Below are 18,677 nucleotides of genomic sequence, written 5' to 3' on the forward strand. Positions count from 1 at the left end.
AATGGCCGAGGCCAGGCTGCGGATCGATAAATGGTTGTGGCAGGCACGGTTCTTCAAGACCCGTAGCCTGGCCGCCAAACAGGTCAGCGGCGGTTATGTCAGGCTGAACGGAGACCGGGTGCGGAAACCGGCGCAAGCTGTGGCTCCCGGTGACGTTCTGACGTTTCCACAGGGCCGCATTGTTCGTGTCATACGCGTGGAAAAACTGGGTGAACGCCGTGGTCCGGCACCCGAAGCGCAAATGCTGTATTTCGATATGACCGAAAAACAGGACGTCCCGCCTAAAAATCCGGAGTTCGAGGGAAAAGGTCGTCCGACTAAGAAAGACCGTCGCGCACTTGATCTTTCTCGCACAGAAGATCGCTGATCTTATCTTGAAGAGTAGGCCAGACTGAATTAGCTAAACGCTCAAACCGCAAACGGGAATCCGATCATGACCTATGTTGTCACCGAAAACTGTATCGCTTGCAAATACACCGACTGCGTCGAGGTGTGCCCGGTGGACTGTTTCTATGAAGGTGAGAACACATTGGTAATTCACCCCGACGAATGCATTGACTGCGGTGTTTGCGAGCCGGAATGTCCGGCAGATGCGATCCGTCCCGATACCGAGCCAGGCATGGAGCAATGGGTCGAATTCAATCGCAAGTTCTCGGAAATATGGCCCGTGATCGTTACCAAGAAAGACCCGCTTCCCGACGCCGAAGAACACGATGGTGAAGAAGGTAAAATGGAGAAGTATTTCTCGGAGGCGCCTGGCGAAGGCGGCTAAGCGATTCGCGCTCATATCCCTGTTTTCTGCACAAGGAATGCAGTATAACCAGTTGAAAACAGGATAAATATGAAAAATTCCCGTGGGGTAAACTTTCGGGTGTCGTGTTTTTGTGATATACTCTGTACCTGTATGATGACCGAGATTGGGATGCGCTCCACAAGTATGCTCACTTTGGAGTTCTGAATTTTTGACAATATCGCCGCCTGTCGGGGCTGAAACAGTCCCCGCATGTGGTGTTTTTGTTGTCTGTGTCCCGTCCGTAAGCAAGGAAAAAACTGAATGACAAAGTCGAAAAAGCTCGAGTTCCGCCCGAACGACTATGTTGTCTACCCCGCACATGGCGTAGGCCAGATCATCTCGATCGAAGAACAGGATGTCGCGGGGTTCTCTCTGGAGCTGTTCGTCATCTCATTTGAGAAAGACAAGATGACGTTGCGTGTGCCGACGAACAAGGCTACCGAATCCGGCCTGCGGTCGCTCAGCTCACCCGATGTGATCAGCCAGGCGATGAAAACGCTGAAAGGCAAGGCGAAGGTTAAGCGCGCCATGTGGTCCCGGCGTGCGCAGGAATATGAGCAGAAAATCAACTCAGGCGACCTGATTTCGATTGCGGAGGTGGTCCGCGATCTGCATCGCACGGACGATCAGCGCGAGCAGAGCTATTCCGAGCGTCAGCTATACGAAGCGGCCTTGGAGCGTCTGACCCGCGAGGTCGCGGCCGTTTCTGGTGCAGGCGAAGTATCCGCCGCCAAACAGGTAGACGAAGTTCTGACCTCACGCGCTGCCTGATAGCGAACTCTGTGAAAAAACGGGCCGCTCCAAGTTTGGGGCGGCCTTTTTCGTGACTTGGTGAATTGCCGAAGTGCCGCTAATTTCACTGTAGATGCAGCAAGCTACAGGGCGGACATGAAGCAGACAGTTAGATATCTGTATATCGGACATGACCCGATTTCGGTCTGGTTTCGGTACGCGCTGATCCTGTTCGATGTTACGACAATCGTTTTCTTTGTCGCGACGGCACATGTCCCTCACGGTCCCGGCTTGGTCCTTGCAAGCCAGTTGATCGGTTTTTTGATTTTGTTGGACTTCTCTGCGCGGCTTTGGATTTCAAAAGACCGCTGGAAGCTGCTGCGCCAGATTTATACGCTGGCGGATATTGTCGTTATCATGTCGTTGGTTCTGGATCCGTTTCTGACGGGCAACCTGGCTTTCCTGAGGATTCTGCGTGCCCTGCGCTTGATCCACTCATACCATCTGCTCAGGGACTTGCGACGCGACAGCAGCTTTTTTCGCACCCATGAAGACGCGGTGATTGCAGCGATCAATCTGATGGTTTTTGTCTTTGCCACCTCTACGGCGGTTTTGGTGTTCTTTATTCCGGAAGACGCACAGACGCCTTACATAGACGCGCTGTATTTCACCATGGCCACCCTGACGACAACTGGTTTCGGTGACATCACGCTGAGCACCCCTTGGGGGAAGCTGTTCTCGGTTTTCATCATGGTCGTGGGTGTCGCGTTGTTTGTCCGTTTGGCGCAGGCGATCTTTATGCCGCAGAAAGTACGTCACAAATGCCCAAGCTGCGGGTTGTATCGGCATGATCCGGATGCCGTGCATTGCAAGCATTGTGGTGGAACACTGCGGATCGAAACTGGCGGCGCGTCCTAAATCCGGGCGCTGATGGCAAGCAGAAACGCGATCTCTGCCAGTTGTTGCGATGCCCCAAGTATGTCCCCGGTCTGGCCGCCGATTTTCTTGCGCGCTATCAACGCCAAGATGGCTGCAACCAAGGCAGCAGAGAAGATGGCGGTGATCGCCATACCCCCGCACAGGAAAACGGCGATTGGAACGGCCAGGCCCAGGGACATGCTGACCGAAATGTTGCTGGGGGTTCCCACCGAATGGCTCAGCCCAGATTTTCTGGCGTTCGGCAGGGATGTCATCAAAACCGGCATCAGGGCGCGTGAACACGCGCAAGCCGCCAGAATCGTCCAAACCGATCCGCTTGCCAAAATCGCGGCAACTGCCAAAACCCGAGCAAGCTGAGAGATAACCAAAGCAAGAACACCATAGGTTCCGATCTGGCTGTCTTTCATGATTTCAAGTCGGCGTTCGGGGGTGAAACCGCCCCAGAGGCCGTCGAACGTATCTGCCAGACCGTCCTCGTGCATTGCACCCGTCATCATGATCAATGTCGCAACCAACAAGGTCGCAGCAACCAACGGGGACAGATGAAAGACCATTGCCAGCCATCCAACCATACAGGCAATCCCTCCGACGACCAGCCCGGCGACGGGGAAGGCCCATGCCGCCTGTGCCTGCCGTCTGAACACAGGTTCAGGCAACCGAGGCAGGGGCAGGCGGGTCAGCAGCACCAGCGCCAGCGGAATATCCCACAGGGAAAAGGGTTTGGTGTCGTTTTTTTGCACGCCCGTGCCTTTCGGGGTCTTGTTGGATTCAATGCTTCGGTTAAACACACAGGACCACTCTGATGCAATGAGGCTTTCATGTTGCCTGAACTGAATGATTTGAACGCGTTCCGCGCTACGCTCGCTGCTGCTCCGGGGCCGGATGCCACCGCGGCGCAGGGCGCGGCAGAGCGAAACGGACAACTGACGAAACCCCCGGGTGCGCTGGGGCGACTTGAGGATTTGGCTATCTGGTACGCAGGATGGCGAGGAGATGCCCGGCCACAGATCGCGGCGCCACAGGTCATTGTCTTTGCCGGAAACCACGGAGTCACTGCACAGGGGGTCTCGGCTTTTCCCTCGGAAGTGACCGTGCAAATGGTGATGAACTTCGAACATGGCGGTGCGGCGATCAACCAATTGGCCCGGGCGGCGGGTGCGGCGATGGATGTACACGCACTGGATCTGGACAACCCGACCGCAGATTTCACCCAGGCACCGGCCATGACGGAAGCCGAATTGCTGGACGCGCTGCGTACCGGCTGGCAGGCCGTGGATCAGCAGGCTGACCTGTTGGTCGTGGGCGAGATGGGCATTGGCAACACCACCTCGGCTGCCGCCATTGCCTGCGCGCTGTTTGGTGGTGACGCGTCCGATTGGACGGGTCGCGGGACGGGCGTCGATGATGCAGGTCTGACCAACAAGACCCGTGTTGTGGCCGATGGTGTAGCGTTGCACAGGTCAGAGGATGGCCTGGAAATCCTGCGCTGCCTCGGAGGGCGTGAGATCGCAGCGATGGCCGGGGCGATTGCCGCTGCGCGAGTATTGCGCATTCCTGTGATCCTTGATGGGTTCATCTGCTCGGCCGCCGCTGCCTGCCTGTGGAGGCTGTCGGATACCGCACTGGATCACGCCGTGGCAGGCCACCAAAGCGCCGAGGCTGCGCATGGCGCCGTGTTGGCGAAGCTGGGCAAGGAACCGCTGTTGAGCCTTGGTCTCCGGCTGGGTGAAGGGTCGGGCGGGGCTCTGGCGATCAACATTCTCAAAAGCGCCGTGGCCTGCCATTCCGGTATGGCGACCTTTGCCGAGGCGGGGGTATCTGACGGCTGAGTACTTGCGTGACCCGGGCACAGACCTGGGTCAGGCGGATTTCTTGGCGTGCTTTTCAGCCAGTTCCAGCAGCGCGGTTTCCAGATCTTTTTCCAGTTGCTGCGCGCGCTCGATGTACTTCTTGTTTTCCGCTGTTGGCAAACCCGGGACCCAAAGCTCGGCCAGATCGCGAACTGACATCCGGTCATGGTGGTAAAAGGTCTGCTCCGCCTGCGCGGCCTCGTATTCACTCAACCCTATATTCTCCAGAACATAGCGGCCTGCGCGCAGCGAGCTGTCGAACAGTTCCCGCACGATGTCATTGGCACCAGCCTGATAAAGCTCATACACATGGGTTCGATCTCGGGCGCGGGCGATGATGTGCAAGTCAGGGCGCTGCCGTCTGGCAAAACTGACGAGCCGTGTGACTTGCTTGTGGTCATCCATAGCAGCCACAAGGACCGACGCTTTTTCCAACCCCGCAGCGCGCAGCAACTCGGGGCGAGTGGGATCGCCCAGAAAGCCTTTGACGCCGAAACGGCGCATCAGCTGAATTGTTTCGATGTTGTGGTCCAGTACAACCGTCTTGAAACCGCTGGCCCGCACCAGCCGGTTTACAATCTGTCCGAACCGGCCAATCCCGGCAATTATGACGGGGCCTTTTTCATCAATCTCGTCCGGTACAGGTTCTTTGGAGGTGTCGCCGATCTTTCGAGACAGAAGATCGTAGAGGATAAACAGAAGCGGTGTGATCAGCATCGTCAGAGCGATGATCATCAGCAGTTTTTGGGACAGGTCGGGGGGTATGACATTCTGTTGCGTTGAAAATGCCAGCAGGACAAAGCCAAACTCACCGGCTTGCGCCAGCCCCAACGTGAACAGCCAGTGATCGCGCGCATGCAGCTTGAACGCCTTGCCAACGAGATACAGGATGATCCCTTTTGCAAGGATCAAAAGAAGCGCCAGACCGATCAGGTCAAGGGGGTCATCGAAGAAATACGCAACATCAATACCAGCACCGACCGTAATAAAGAAAAGTCCGAGCAATAGCCCTTTGAATGGCTCAAGGTCGCTTTCCATTTCGTGTCTGAACTCGGAACTGGCCAGAACCACGCCCGCCAGAAAAGCGCCAAGGGCAGGGGAAAGGCCGACGAGGGTCATCAGGAAGGAAATCCCGACCACGATCATTAGCGCCAGAGCGGTATACATCTCGCGCAGGCGGGTCGCGTGGATGAAGCGAAACAGCGGGCGGGTCAGGTAGACACCGGCCAGAATGACAAACACAACTGCGCCGATCGTGACCAGCGTGACGGCCCAACCCGGCAAACCTTCGACCAGAGAAAGGCTGTGATGGTCCGCGCCGTGAAGATCACCGGCCCCGCGGTCGATCGAACCATCCGATTCGATATGAGGCATGGCCGGCAAGGCCAGAAGTGGCAGCAAGGCCAAGATCGGAATGACCGCAATGTCCTGTGTCAGCAGCACCGAAAATGTAGCTCGACCGCCATTTGTCTGCATCAGGCCCTTTTCCGACAGGGTCTGAAGAACGATTGCTGTAGAGGACAGCGACAAGGTCAGCCCGACGGCCAGAGCAACCGACCACGGGTGGTTCGCATAGATTGCCACGGCAGCGATCGCAGCCGTTGACAACGCAACCTGCAACCCGCCCAACCCCAGCAACTTGTCACGCATATCCCACAGCGCGCGCGGCTCCAGTTCAAGGCCAATCAGGAACAGCATCATCACCACGCCGAATTCGGCAACGTGCTGAAGGTTTTCCGTTTCCGCGCCGACAAGCCCGAGAACAGGGCCAATGATGATCCCGGCGGCCAGGTATCCCAGAACCGATCCCAAGCCTAGCCTCGCAGACAGGGGAACGGCGATGACTGCCGCTGCCAGATAGATCGAAGCCTGGTATAGGAAAACGTCCATTTGTGTCCTCTCGGGCCCGTTCAGGTGGGCAGGGGCGCGTCGCGTTTCAGTTGATCCATTACGATCTGGCTCTGAACTCTTGCAACGGCAGGATGCGGCAGGATGACCGAATGTAGCAAGCTGTTGAGGGCGGAAAGATCGTCACAGTAGATATGCAGCAGGTAATCTGCCTCTCCGGTCATCGTCCATGCGCTGGTAATTTCGGGACGGGTATCGACCATGCGGGCAAAGCTTGCGGATTGTTCAGGGCCATGAGTACCCAGATGAACCTGAACAAAGCCTTGCACGTGAAGACCCAGTTTCAGCGGGTCAAGCCGGGCGGCATACCCGGTGATGTACCCTTCGGCCTCAAGCCGTTGTCGGCGACGTCCTGCCTGACTGGGCGACAGGTTCAGCATCTCGCCCAGTTGGTGTGCGGTCAGATGCGCGTCCTTCTGCAGGGCGGAGAGCAATCGCTTGTCGGTCGCGTCCAGCATGTGCGGAAGAATCCTGACTTTTATAACTTTTATGCGCGTTTTGCGCGTCTAACGGCAGTCTACAAGAAAACAATGCGCAGAAACAGCGTCAAAAACGTCGTATTTTTGAATCAGCAAAGAAATTCCTGTTCTCGAAGGAGACGCGCCATGGGTCCTTTCCCGCACAACGCACCGAAATCTGTTATCAGCGAAGAAAACCCTGCCGGTACCGATGGGTTTGAATTCGTCGAGTTTGCCCATCCTGAACCGCAGGAGCTGCGTGATCTGTTCGCAAAGATTGGGTTCGACCTGGTGGCCCGCCATAAAGACAAACCTGCCATCGAACTGTGGCAGCAAGGGGATGTCACCTATATTCTCAACGCTGACCCTGACAGTTTCGCGGAAAAGTTCGTGGCGGAACACGGCCCGTGCGCTCCTTCTATGGGCTGGAGAGTCGTGGACGCGCAGAAAGCATATGACCATGCGGTATCAAAGGGTGCAGAACCTTACGACGGTGCCGACAAGACCATGAATGTGCCTGCGATCAAGGGCATCGGCGGATCATTGATCTATTTCATTGATCAGTACTACGACACGTCGCCCTACAATCAGGAATTCGAGTGGATCAAAGAATCCAAACCACGGGGTGTGGGGTTCTTCTATCTCGATCACCTGACGCACAACGTCTACAAGGGCAACATGGACAAGTGGTTCAAGTTCTACGGCGACCTGTTCAGCTTTCGCGAAATCCGCTTCTTTGACATTCAGGGCAAGTTCACCGGGCTTTTCAGCCGCGCGCTGACATCTCCCTGTGGCCGCATCCGTATTCCGATCAACGAAGATCGCGGTGAAACGGGTCAGATCGTGTCCTATCTTAAGAAATACAAAGGTGAAGGCATTCAGCATATCGCCGTCGGCAGTGACGACATTTACGCCTCGACCGATGCAATTGCGGAAAACGGCCTGAAATTCATGCCGGGCCCGAACAAGGCGTACTACGAAATGTCCAAGACCCGCGTGGCCGACCACGATGAGCCGCTGGACCGGATGATGAAACACGGCATCCTGATCGATGGCGAAGGTGTCGTTGATGGGGGTGAGACCCGGATCTTGCTACAGATATTCTCGAAGACTGTCATCGGTCCGATCTTCTTTGAGTTCATTCAGCGCAAAGGTGACGATGGTTTCGGCGAGGGGAATTTCCAGGCGCTATTCGAATCCATCGAACGCCAGCAGATCGAAAGCGGCGAGATTTCCGCAGCCTGATTGAAACGCACTGGCACGCCGGGGGCTGTTCATCTGCCTCCGGCGCTTTTATGTGACAGTTGTTGCGTCAAAAGATCGATTGCCGGTTTCAGCTGCGCGGCATCGCCAGCGTCACGTTTCGACCCTTTTTCTGATACCGAAGTTCACTGTCACTGATCGCAATGACCTTGCCGCCGTCAATGCGGTCTCCGACTTTCAGCTTCTTGTAACGCCCGCTGGGAAGCCGCACCAATGCGCGTCTGTTGGCTGGCGTTCCGTAGACTCCGATCAGGTTCAGCCTGCGCAGATTGATTGCGTTGTCGATCGTGGCTTGTCGTGCGACGGACGCGGTCGAGGGGATTTTGGGTGCGACGGTCTTTGGTTGGAACGACCCTGCTTCATCAGATGTCTGATCCAATGCTGCCGTAGACCCCAGATTTGAACTGCTTGAAGCGGGTGTTTTGGCAGGGGCCAATCCGGCTGGACGGGACTTGGGGCGCGGGACTCTGACGACAGCCAAAGCGGTTGGTGCTTCGTCAACTTGCGGCTGAACCTGAAGGCTTTTGGGGCGCTCTTTGGGCCGCTTGCTCGCCAGCTCTTCCAATGACCGGCCACCTAGCTGGCCGCGCTCAAAATTTTCAACCAGATCGGAGGGGCGTGGCTTGGGGCGAATTCCGGCCAACCTGCCGTCGGCTTCGTCAACCAGCGGTTCTTCTTCGAAACGAACCGGAGTTTCAGGCGGAACCTTGGAGGGGCGCCCCAGAAAAACAATGACCCCATCCGGATTCACGGTGCCATCCGGTGTTGGCACGACCAGGCCGTTCTCATCCAGATCAAATCGTGTGCCAGCAATGTTTGGGGATACGTCGGGTTTGAAAGGAGCGTCAGTGTCAAAACTGGGGTCGGGAGGCAAGGCAACCGCATCGGTGAACAGATCGGAGTTGTCAAGCGATGCCAGATAAAACTCCTGCGGTTCCACGGTCTCCGATATTTCCGGTGCTGCAGGCGCGGTTGTGTTGACGCCCGTAACGGCCTGTATATCCTTCTGTGTCGCGGGGTCCTGAGCGACGGATTCCACCGGGGTAGGGGCAACCTTGAGGGCTTCCAGAATTGCTGCGTCTGTTGCGGTCAGATCCGGCTGCGCATCGGTCTCCGCCTCTGAGACGTTGGTTCGAGGCTCTTCAGGATCATCGGTGGCAAGATCCGGAAATACTTCCTGCGGGTCCTCCAGCGCGGCCGTGTCCGGCTCTGGCTCGGGCGTGGGCCCTGGGGTTGGTTCTGGGGTCGAAACCTCGACCGGCGCAGGGCTCTGTTCCGCCTGATCCTGTTCAGAGCCGAACCCCGTTGCCAGCCATGAGCCAACAAGTCCGCCAACAAGCAGCACAGCGGCAAAGACAGGAATGGCAGACCGGTTTACCCCCGCAGGCCCATCAACGTTCTTACCCGTGGTTTCCGGGGGCACGCGGAAAGCCTCGGGTGCGGTGGTGCCGGCAATAGGATGGGTGGGCAGGCCGGACGTATTGGCCTGTTCAGGAGCGTCCGTTTCTACCAGTGCAGGCTGGTCTTCCGGGTGTGAACCCTCGGAACTGTTTGAGGTTTCGCGGAACACCGCCTCGCGCGGGAACGCGCCCTCGTGACCTTCGGCGGTGAACGTCACCACCACAAAACCATGTTCCGAGGCAAAGGTTCGCGCTTCGGCCAGAGTTTCAACCGCGACGGCAGAAACATAGGTCGTATCACCTTCGGTCTGGCTGTCATAACTCAGTTCTGACAGGGCGTAAGGTGTGGCTTCCACCAGAGCATTCTTGATACGTTCCGTCCGGTCTTTTGGGGGCAACCCATCGGTCGATAGCTGTAGAAACCGAACCTGATCCGCCGGCAGCACAAGCTTGCAGCTCAGATCATTTTCCAGCGCAAATGCCTTTTCCCGCAACGCCTGCATCTGTCCGGACAAGTCCGGAACATCCAGCGGAATCGTACCGATGACGAACCAGTCGTCATCCGAACGGTGGTGCAGTGTTATTCCGGTCGTAGAAAAAGACAGCGCAAAGGCGGGTTTCATATTCCGGAGGAACCATAATTATCAACGTCAATGCAAACGACTTTGCGTGTGCAGGCCGACATTAAAGCAGGAACCCGCCGAGGGAAAGAAAAAGGCAACCTCTCCTCTTGTATGGCCAAGCCCTGCCAACCCATCTTGGAACAGAACAAATTGGAGTGATAACCTTGAAGACATTCGCTTTTCTGGCCGCGATGATGGCGGCAACGGCCGCTGGAGCAGCCCATGCGGAAGAACGTCGCATCACCGTTGATGCAACCGGGACCGTGCAGGTCGCACCCGATATGGCGACGATCACGCTGGGCGTAACAAACGAAAACGCCGAAGCCTCGGCTGCGATGCAGGCAACGTCGGATGCAGTTTCCAAAGTCCTGGCGCGCCTGACCGAGATGGGTATCGAAGATCGTGACGTCCAGACACGGGACCTGTCGTTGTCGCCCGTTTGGTCGGGTCGTCATGGACAGAATGGGGAGAAGCCTGAAATCACCGGCTTTACAGCGTCCAACCGCGTGTTTGTGCGCGTGCGCGACCTGACCCAATTGGGGAAAATCATGGACGCGGTCATTCAGGACGGCGCCAATGATTTCGGGGGCTTGAGCTTTGGCGTACAGGATCCCAAACCGATCGAAGCGCAAGCCCGCGCCAAAGCCGTCGGTGAAGCCACTGCCAAGGCAGAACAGTTGGCGCAGTCAGCGGGCGTAACGCTCGGCCCGGTTCAATCCATATCCGAACAAACGGCCGGTATCCGTCCGATGGCCGAAATGCGCGCCATGAGCATGGCGGATGCGGGTGGTGTTCCCGTTGCAGGCGGAGAGGTCTCGGTTTCCGTCAGTGTCTCGATGGAATTCGAGATTTCGGAATAAGATCAAGCTTTCGCACGGGCCATCAGCGGTTTACGCTGCTGGCCCTTGCTGTCAAAATTGTCGGGCGACAGCCAGGATTCGAATGCATCGCGGATGCGCGGCCATTCACTGTCGATGATCGCGTACCATGCCGTGTCCCTGTTGCGGCCCTTGTAATGGGTCGCCTGCCGGAACACCCCTTCGAAAGTAAATCCCAGCCGTTCAGCGGCACTGCGTGACGGTGCATTCAGCGCATCACATTTCCACTCATACCGGCGATAGCCAAGCTCGTCGAAAACCCGCTTCATCATGAGGTACATGACCTCTGTCGATTGCGGCTTGCGCTGCAGCAGCGGGGAAAAGTGGATATGCCCAACTTCGATGGCGCCAGCTGCGGGTTCGATCCTCAGATAAGATGCCATGCCCACCGGCACCTCGTCCGCATCCAATACAGTATGAAACATCGGGTCCGCATCCATGCAGTTGGCACGGACCCAGTCTTCAAACTGCGGCTCACTGTCAAACGGGCCATAGGGCAGGTATGTCCAGTTACGACCATCCCTGTCATTTGCAAACGCCCGGAACAGTCCGGGCGCATGTCTGTTCACATCAAGTGGCACGACAGAACAATACTGTCCTTCCATCGGTGTATACGGCGGTGTCGGGCGCGGAAATTCACCCGAAACCGGTAAACCGATGGGCTGGCCAAGGTCGTTTGTGTCGTGCCCGGTCATCGTCAGGCGCTGGCTTTAGCCAGAGCTTGATCAAGATCCGCGATCAGATCGTTCACGTCCTCGATCCCGATGGAAACACGCACCACGCCCGGACCTGCGCCGGCAGCCTCCTGCTGTTCCGGCGTCAGTTGTCGGTGGGTGGTCGAGGCCGAGTGAATGATCAGCGAGCGTGCGTCACCCAGATTGGCCACATGGCTGAAAATCTCAAGGGCGTTGACCAGTTTGATACAGGCGTCATAGCCACCCTTCACCGCAAAGGTGAACAATGCACCGGCGCCACGTGGATATTGTGACTTGACCCGGTCCTTGTAAGGCGATGACGGCAATCCCGCATAGGTGACGTATTCCACCCGGTCATCCGCTTCCAGCCACGCAGCGATTTTCTGGGCGTTTTCAACGTGACGCTCCATCCGCAGCGACAGTGTTTCGATTCCCATCAGCGTGTAATGGGCTGCCTGTGGGTTCATGGTCATACCCAGATCGCGCAGGCCAATGGCAATACCGTGGAACGTGAAGGCCAGCGGGCCAAAGGTCTCGTGGAACTTCAGGCCGTGATAGGCTGGTTCGGGTTCGCTCAGTGACGGGAATTTGTCATTCGCGGACCAGTCGAACGTGCCCGAATCCACGATGCACCCGCCAGTGACGGTGCCGTTGCCGGTCAGGTACTTGGTGGTCGAATGCACAACCAGCGTCGCACCGTGCTCAATCGGGCGGCACAGGTACGGCGTGGCTGAGGTGTTGTCGACGATCAGCGGGATGCCCGCAACATCAGAAACGTCTGCCAACGCACGGATATCAGTCACATAACCGCCAGGGTTGGCGATGGATTCGCAGAAAACCGCGCGGGTGTTTTCGTCGATGGCAGCTTTTACGGCATCCAGATCATCGGTGTCCACGAATTTTGCCGACCAGCCAAAACGTTTGATCGTCTGGCTGAACTGCGTGACCGTGCCGCCATACAGACGGGTCGAGGCGACAACGTTGCAACCCGGTCCCATCAACGGGAACAGCGCCATGATCTGTGCTGCATGCCCGGACGAGCAGCAGACTGCGCCGACGCCGCCCTCAAGCGTCGCCACGCGTTCCTGCAGAACGGCGACGGTTGGGTTGGTCAGGCGGGAATAGATAAAGCCCACCTCTTGCAGGTTGAACAAGGCCGCTGCGTGGTCCGCATCGCGGAACACATAGGCAGTTGTCTGATAAATCGGTGTCTGGCGCGCTCCGGTCGCCGGGTCGGGGCGGGCGCCCGCATGAATTTGCAATGTGTCGAAACCGTAGGTCGGGCCGTCAGACATCTTGAAAATCTCCTGTTGGTATCTGTCTTGCGGAATCTGTAGGCCATTGCCCGCCTGCGCACAACGATCCTGTCAGCGCAGCCAGAGGCCTTTGCTTTTGATCGCGTTGCGCAGCGCTTGCTCCCGTCGCGGCAGGTTGTCCTGATCAAACAGGCCGCGGATTTTCGCGCCTTTCCCCTGAAGAACCAGCTTTTTCAGCGGATCATACTGTTTGAGCACTTTTTTGACTTTGTTGGGGGCCACGACGGTTTCCAGCACATCGATCACGTGATCGCTTTCGCGGGCATAAAGCAAAGGGAACAGGCGATAGTGGCAGCTGACGGAACCGTCCAGAAGCCCGTCAGGCAAAGCATCCCGCCCGCCGCCGAAAGAATGAATGACCAGCGGCAGGGCCGCCTGATCCAGCCATGGGTCAAGGTTCTGGCCCGTCAATTCGGGAATGTTTTCATCCCGGATCGTTCTTGCGTAGTCCAGGTACCGTTCACCGAAAATCCTGGGGCATTTGTAAAAGAAGTAACCCGCGTTGAAGTAAAGGTAGCGCCGCCAGTAACCATCGGGTTGGTCCGGATCCACCGAGCTTTCGAAATCCAGCCCGAAGCGCGCATAAAGCGCCCGCCAGATACCGTCAAAGCCGGGGCCGTACAGCGTCGGCTTTGGCCACGTGCCCTCGACCTTCAATGAGGCTCCGGGGCGGTCGAAATCGAACGGAACGCTTGTGATGTCACCGGTGATCAGCGTGTCCGTATCGAATAACACAAAGGGTTCACCTTCCGGCAGGGCCAACAAAGCCTCGATCTTGTTGCCATAAGGGTAGCTTTCACCAAAAACATGCGAGTCGAATGGCAGGATTTCGACATCCAACTGGTTCAGGGCCCTCAGAACGTCCTCGTCCTGAATGCTGGGGTCGTGCTTCCAGCGCGGGCCCGGGTTGGGTGTGGCAACAAACAACCTGCCCTTGAACTCAGGTGAGCAATGGCGAAGCGAGGCCGCGAACAACAGGGCCTCGTATTGCAGGCGGTTGTTTTGCCCGACAACCGCGATGTTGAAATTCTGAGAACTTGCCTGCATCTGTGCCCATTTCTGAAAGCTGCCGGAACCGGCACCCTTGGTCCGGGTTACAGCAAGCGGAGTGGGGCGTCAAAAGCCGATAGTTTGATTTTTCATCATCTATGTCATTCCCTTCACCGGGCCGAGGAAGGTTTCGCGCAAGGTGGTCTTTGCAGACATCTCGAGGGTTTCACAGTCCATATGGAAGGGAGAAATCGGCGACGTGCCATGCTCAGTGGGCCGTTTTTTTGATCCCCGCACAGCCTGAAGGCGGGTGTATTTCTGTCAAATCCGAACACCGGCCTCAGTTATACGTCGTTTTTTGTGTTCAGTTCGCGGGTGAAGCGCCTGAGAATGCAGGTATTTTGACTGGGCTTGTCATTTTTTGACCATTTGGCAAATTTTACCAATTGATAAAAAATTTATTTGTGGCAAGCTGAGAGCATAACAAACATATCTACAGGGAGTAGAGTGATGGCACAGGGCCAGATGGCACCCGGTATCGTAGCCGGGCGGCTTTCAAGCGATGAGCTGACCTCAAATTTCACCGATCTGCATCCGCCACTTGCGCAGCATGAGGCCGCAGTAGCCGCAGATCGCTGTTATTTTTGCTACGACGCACCATGCGTTACGGCCTGTCCAACGGATATCGATATCCCGTTGTTCATTCGCCAGATTCAAGCCGGTCAACCGCAATCAGCAGGGCGCACGATCCTGGAACAGAACATTCTGGGCGGAATGTGCGCTCGGGTCTGTCCAACCGAGACACTGTGCGAAGAGGCCTGTGTTCGCGAAGCCGCCGAAGGAAAACCGGTTGAAATCGGGCGCCTGCAACGTTTTGCCACCGATGAAATCATGGCCTCGGGTGTGCATCCGTTCGAACGTGCGCCTTCGACCGGTAAGACAGTTGCGGTTGTGGGGGCTGGGCCTGCGGGTCTGGCATGCGCCCACCGGCTGGCCATGCTGGGCCATGATGTGGTGATCCATGAAAGCAAGCCCAAACCCGGCGGCCTGAATGAATACGGTATTGCGGCCTACAAATCGACCAACGATTTTGCACAGGCCGAGGTGGACTGGCTGCTGAAAATCGGCGGGATTGCAATCGAGACCGGTTCGGTTTTGGGCGAAAGCACCTCATTGGATGGGCTGGTCGAAAACTACGACGCGGTGTTTCTGTCCATTGGTCTTGCTGGCGTCAACGCCCTGCGTGCAGGCGGTGTCGATAAAGACGGAGTACGGGCTGCGGTCGATTTCATCTCGGACGTGCGGCAGGCCAGTGACCTCGCCAATCTGCCCGTTGGGCGGAATGTGGTCGTTATCGGCGGAGGCATGACCGCGGTGGATGCTGCTGTGAAGTCCAAGCTTCTGGGCGCGGAACATGTGACCATTGCCTATCGTCGTGGCCGCGACGCTATGGGGGCCAGCCGGTACGAGCAGGATCTGGCAGCGTCGCACGGTGTTCGGATTTTGACAAATGTTCAGCCAGTGGCCGTACACGGCAATGGTGCAGCGGCCGAGATTGAGTTGGAATATACATCCAGCCAGAACGGTCAGCTCACTGGAACCGGAGAGATGATCCGCCTGCCAGCAGATCAAGTGCTCAAGGCTATTGGGCAGACGCTGGAAGGCACACCGGACGGGCTGACGCTGGACGGCAACAAGATAGCCGTCAGCGGGGCTGGCCGAACCTCCTTGGCTGGTGTCTGGGCTGGTGGTGACTGTGCTGCGGGTGGCGAAGACCTGACCGTAACCGCTGTTGCCGAAGGTCGGGACGCGGCAATGGACATCCACGCGACGCTCTTTTCGTGATAGGGTGGGGTATTCACCCCATTCCTTTCGCTGCTGAGGTATTCCCATGTCCCAGATCGAACAAGCTGTTGCTCAACACTATACCACCGGTGCACTGACCGAACGCGTCCGAGCGGCACTGGAGGCCAGCGGCATCGACCCGGATGCGGCCACGGTCGCTGATCTGAAGGCTGGGGATGAGTTCCATACAGGCGGCGTTCTTGCAACCGACAACCTGTTTGCGCAGCTTTCGCCGACCCATGCGACACGTGTTCTGGATGTCGGATGCGGCATCGGAGGCACATCCCGGTACATAGTGGACAAATATGATTCAACGGTAACAGGGGTCGACCTGACACCAGAGTTCGTTGAAACCGCCGCCGCGCTCAGTGATCTGGTCGGTCATTCTGAAAAGGCCAGCTTTCACGTTGGCAGTGCACTGGACATGCCTGTGCCAGATGCGGGGTTCGACCTTGCGGTCATGATGCATGTGGGCATGAACATCGAAAGTAAGGCCGGGCTGTTTGCGGAAGTGTCGCGGGCGCTCTCCACGGGCGGAACCTTTGCCCTGTTCGACGTCATGGGCGGAGAGGTGGATGAGCCGCTGGCTTTTCCGCTTCCCTGGTCCACTTTGCCAGAAACCTCCTTTGTTCACGCGCCGGATGTCTATAAGGACGCCGCAAAGAAGGCTGGTCTTGAATTGGTCACCGAAACAGACCGCACCGCGTTTGCGATCCAATTCTTCGAGGACGTGTTTGCCAAGATAGCCGAGACCGGACCAGCACCGCTGGGTATCCACCTGATGATGGGCGAAACGGCGCCCGAAAAGTTCCAAAACTACGTCAAAAACCTCAAGGCCGGGCGCATTCGCCCGACCGAAATGATATTCAAAAAAACCGGCTGAGCCGGGAAGGGAGAAGCCATGGCCGATCTGACGACAAACTTTCTGGGCATTTCCAGCCCCAACCCGTACTGGCTGGCCTCTGCGCCGCCGACGGACAAGGAATACAACGTTCGCCGCGCGTTCGAAGCGGGATGGGGTGGCGTTGTCTGGAAAACTCTTGGGTCCGAGGGACCTCCGGTCGTGAACGTGAATGGCCCGCGTTATGGCGCAATTTATGGCGCTGATCGCAGATTGCTGGGCCTTAACAATATTGAACTGATCACTGATCGTCCGCTTGAGGTAAACCTTGAGGAAATGGGGCGGGTCAAATCAGATTACCCGGACCGTGCTCTGATCGCGTCAATCATGGTGCCATGCGAGGAAGAGGCGTGGAAGGCGATACTGCCGCGTGTGGCTGAGACTGGTGCCGACGGGATCGAGCTGAACTTCGGCTGTCCGCATGGGATGAGCGAACGCGGTATGGGCTCGGCCGTTGGGCAGGTTCCGGAATATATCGAGATGGTCACACGCTGGTGCAAGAAATACTATGACCGCCCGGTCATCGTGAAGCTTACGCCAAACATAACTGACATCCGTAAACCGGCTGCGGCCGCCAGAAATGGCGGCGCGGATGCGGTGTCGCTGATCAACACAATCAATTCGATCACCAGCGTCAATCTGGACACGTTCAGCCCTGAACCTTCGATTGACGGCAGGGGTAGTCACGGTGGGTATTGCGGCCCGGCAGTAAAGCCGATTGCCCTGTCGATGGTGTCCGAGATCGCGCGGGCCGAGGCGACGCGAGGCCTGCCCATTTCCGGCATCGGCGGCGTCACCACATGGCGCGATGCGGCCGAGTTCATCTCGTTGGGCTGTGGCAACGTTCAGGTGTGTACAGCCGCGATGACCTATGGCTTCAAGATCATCGACGAACTGACTGCGGGTCTGTCGGAATGGATGGACGAAAAGGGATATTCAAGCGTCGACGAGGTGATCGGGCGCGCGGTGCCCAATGTCACCGACTGGCAGTATCTGAACCTCAACTACATCGCCAAAGCCAAGATCGATCAGGATCAGTGCATCAAGTGTGGCCGGTGTTACGCGGCCTGTGAAGACACCAGCCATCAGGCGATTTCCATGTCCGAGGACCGCGTCTTCGAGGTGATGGATGACGAGTGCGTCGCCTGTAACCTCTGCGTCGATGTTTGCCCGATCGAAGGCTGCATCGATATGGTGCCGATGGCAGCGGGCGAGGTTGATCCCCGAACCGGAAAAGAAGTTCAGCCAACTTATGCGAACTGGACGACGCATCCGAACAACCCGATGGCCAAAGCGGCCGAATGAGGGGATTGCGACAGATCGTCAAGGGGCCGTTTTTGCGGCCCCTTTTTTCAGGGGCTCAGAAGTTTTCGGTACAACGTATCAACAAAGGTTTCTGCGCCTTCGAACGGATCTTCGTTGCCCAGAATTGCACGAACCTGAACATCGAAATCAGCATAGTGCTGTGTCAAGGCCCAGATCGAAAACATCAGGTGGTAAGGATGCACTCGTGCGATTTTTCCCTGATCCATCCAGCCGGTAAGGATCGTGGTCTTTTCGTCGACCAGTGCCTTGAGATCATTGGACAAAGCATCATGAATGCGCGGTGCGCCCTGCACAAGCTCGTTGGCGAAAAGGCGGCTTTCGCGTGGTAACTCCTGACTCATCTGCAACTTGCGCCGAATGTATGCCAGGATTTCTTCCATTGGATCGCCGTTTGCGTCCAGGTCGTGCAGCGGGGCCAGCCAGGTCTCTAACAACCCGGAAAGCAGCTCTGTATGGATCGCCTCTTTTGAAGGGAAATAATACAGCAGGTTCGGTTTGCTCAGACCCGCTTCGGCCGCAATCTGATCAACGGTTGCTCCGCGAAACCCGTGAGCAGAAAACACGTTCAGGGCAGCCTCTAGGATCGCAGCACGGTTCTTTTTCTGAATGCGAGTCGGTGCGCGGTCTTTTGGCATGTTTTCAACGTGTCTCTTTTTTCGTCGAACAAGTGCGGAATACACTGAAAATTTCAGCCGTGCCGCGCAAATTCTTGACTGATACCGAACCCGTGATAGCGTGAGTTTGACCATATGGTCAAATC

General features: G+C 57.0%; 18 protein-coding genes. 10 read left to right on the forward strand and 8 right to left on the reverse strand.

The genetic code is table 11. The features are described from left to right. Window position 1: 1 nt before the first annotated feature. The 4 genes from AC2FFA_RS00775 to AC2FFA_RS00790 all read left to right on the forward strand — a co-directional run bounded on the left by AC2FFA_RS00775 (window position 2) and on the right by AC2FFA_RS00790 (window position 2,443). A complete protein-coding gene (locus tag AC2FFA_RS00775) occupies window positions 2–367 on the forward strand; it encodes an RNA-binding S4 domain-containing protein (RefSeq protein WP_299896232.1) in 366 nt (121 codons plus the stop codon). A 66-nt stretch (window positions 368–433) separates the two neighbouring features. Next, a complete protein-coding gene (gene fdxA / locus AC2FFA_RS00780) occupies window positions 434–772 on the forward strand; it encodes a ferredoxin FdxA (RefSeq protein ID WP_117869283.1) in 339 nt (112 codons plus the stop codon). 282 nt (window positions 773–1,054) lie between these two features. Further along, window positions 1,055–1,564, forward strand: a complete 510-nt coding sequence (locus tag AC2FFA_RS00785; RefSeq protein ID WP_117869282.1) for a CarD family transcriptional regulator — start codon at window positions 1,055–1,057, stop codon at window positions 1,562–1,564. A gap of 117 nt (window positions 1,565–1,681) precedes the next feature. Next, complete coding sequence (locus AC2FFA_RS00790) at window positions 1,682–2,443, forward strand: ion channel (protein ID WP_117869281.1); 762 nt, start codon at window positions 1,682–1,684, stop codon at window positions 2,441–2,443. Here AC2FFA_RS00790 and cobS read toward each other — a convergent pair. Beyond that, on the reverse strand, window positions 2,440–3,204 hold the full coding sequence (cobS, locus tag AC2FFA_RS00795) for an adenosylcobinamide-GDP ribazoletransferase (protein WP_496849395.1): 765 nt from the start codon (window positions 3,202–3,204) through the stop codon (window positions 2,440–2,442). The two genes, AC2FFA_RS00790 and cobS, sit on opposite strands and share 4 nt — an antisense overlap. A 78-nt stretch (window positions 3,205–3,282) precedes the next feature. Between cobS and cobT the strand changes: the two genes are divergently transcribed. Continuing rightward, entirely contained in the window at window positions 3,283–4,293 is a 1,011-nt protein-coding gene (gene cobT, locus AC2FFA_RS00800; protein ID WP_496849397.1) for a nicotinate-nucleotide--dimethylbenzimidazole phosphoribosyltransferase, read from the forward strand. A gap of 30 nt (window positions 4,294–4,323) precedes the next feature. Here cobT and AC2FFA_RS00805 read toward each other — a convergent pair whose 3' ends face one another. Both AC2FFA_RS00805 and AC2FFA_RS00810 read right to left on the reverse strand, forming a co-directional pair. Beyond that, the gene (locus tag AC2FFA_RS00805) at window positions 4,324–6,204 is read right to left on the reverse strand and encodes a monovalent cation:proton antiporter-2 (CPA2) family protein (RefSeq protein WP_496717299.1); all 1,881 of its coding nucleotides are present in this window, start codon (window positions 6,202–6,204) and stop codon (window positions 4,324–4,326) included. Window positions 6,205–6,224: 20 nt separating this feature from the next. Next, the gene (locus AC2FFA_RS00810) at window positions 6,225–6,680 is read right to left on the reverse strand and encodes an Lrp/AsnC family transcriptional regulator (protein WP_117869278.1); all 456 of its coding nucleotides are present in this window, start codon (window positions 6,678–6,680) and stop codon (window positions 6,225–6,227) included. A gap of 147 nt (window positions 6,681–6,827) precedes the next feature. On the opposite strand from AC2FFA_RS00810, the gene hppD reads away from it, so the two are divergent. Beyond that, complete coding sequence (gene hppD / locus AC2FFA_RS00815) at window positions 6,828–7,925, forward strand: 4-hydroxyphenylpyruvate dioxygenase (protein ID WP_496849400.1); 1,098 nt, start codon at window positions 6,828–6,830, stop codon at window positions 7,923–7,925. Between the two features lie 88 nt (window positions 7,926–8,013). On the opposite strand, the gene AC2FFA_RS00820 is transcribed toward hppD, so the two are convergent. After that, window positions 8,014–9,966 carry a hypothetical protein gene (locus tag AC2FFA_RS00820; protein ID WP_496849402.1) on the reverse strand — a complete coding sequence of 651 codons (1,953 nt, stop codon included), beginning with the start codon at window positions 9,964–9,966 and terminating at the stop codon, window positions 8,014–8,016. A 155-nt stretch (window positions 9,967–10,121) separates the two neighbouring features. Here AC2FFA_RS00820 and AC2FFA_RS00825 point away from each other — a divergent pair, with 155 nt between their 5' ends. Continuing rightward, window positions 10,122–10,826 (forward strand): SIMPL domain-containing protein, encoded by a 705-nt coding sequence (locus AC2FFA_RS00825; protein ID WP_496849404.1) that lies wholly within the window; start codon window positions 10,122–10,124, stop codon window positions 10,824–10,826. Between the two features lie 2 nt (window positions 10,827–10,828). Here AC2FFA_RS00825 and AC2FFA_RS00830 read toward each other — a convergent pair whose 3' ends face one another. The 3 genes from AC2FFA_RS00830 to AC2FFA_RS00840 all read right to left on the reverse strand — a co-directional run bounded on the left by AC2FFA_RS00830 (window position 10,829) and on the right by AC2FFA_RS00840 (window position 13,902). Beyond that, window positions 10,829–11,539 (reverse strand): GNAT family N-acetyltransferase, encoded by a 711-nt coding sequence (locus tag AC2FFA_RS00830; RefSeq protein ID WP_496849406.1) that lies wholly within the window; start codon window positions 11,537–11,539, stop codon window positions 10,829–10,831. Window positions 11,540–11,541: 2 nt separating this feature from the next. Continuing rightward, on the reverse strand, window positions 11,542–12,834 hold the full coding sequence (locus AC2FFA_RS00835; protein ID WP_496849408.1) for an O-acetylhomoserine aminocarboxypropyltransferase/cysteine synthase family protein: 1,293 nt from the start codon (window positions 12,832–12,834) through the stop codon (window positions 11,542–11,544). A gap of 72 nt (window positions 12,835–12,906) precedes the next feature. Then, entirely contained in the window at window positions 12,907–13,902 is a 996-nt protein-coding gene (locus AC2FFA_RS00840; RefSeq protein WP_496671727.1) for a GT-B fold glycosyltransferase domain-containing protein, read from the reverse strand. A 453-nt stretch (window positions 13,903–14,355) separates the two neighbouring features. On the opposite strand from AC2FFA_RS00840, the gene AC2FFA_RS00845 reads away from it, so the two are divergent. The 3 genes from AC2FFA_RS00845 to preA are packed head-to-tail and all read left to right on the forward strand — an operon-like array spanning window position 14,356 to window position 17,896. Beyond that, window positions 14,356–15,690, forward strand: a complete 1,335-nt coding sequence (locus tag AC2FFA_RS00845; RefSeq protein ID WP_496849409.1) for an NAD(P)-dependent oxidoreductase — start codon at window positions 14,356–14,358, stop codon at window positions 15,688–15,690. Window positions 15,691–15,736: 46 nt separating this feature from the next. Continuing rightward, complete coding sequence (locus AC2FFA_RS00850) at window positions 15,737–16,573, forward strand: methyltransferase domain-containing protein (protein ID WP_496671733.1); 837 nt, start codon at window positions 15,737–15,739, stop codon at window positions 16,571–16,573. Between the two features lie 18 nt (window positions 16,574–16,591). Next, a complete protein-coding gene (gene preA, locus AC2FFA_RS00855) occupies window positions 16,592–17,896 on the forward strand; it encodes an NAD-dependent dihydropyrimidine dehydrogenase subunit PreA (RefSeq protein WP_496849411.1) in 1,305 nt (434 codons plus the stop codon). 47 nt (window positions 17,897–17,943) lie between these two features. Here the strand turns inward: preA and AC2FFA_RS00860 are convergent, their stop codons facing one another. Beyond that, window positions 17,944–18,552, reverse strand: a complete 609-nt coding sequence (locus AC2FFA_RS00860) for a TetR family transcriptional regulator C-terminal domain-containing protein (protein WP_117869269.1) — start codon at window positions 18,550–18,552, stop codon at window positions 17,944–17,946. Window positions 18,553–18,677 lie beyond the last annotated feature (125 nt).

Source organism: Ruegeria sp. YTSB088, assembly GCF_059609825.1.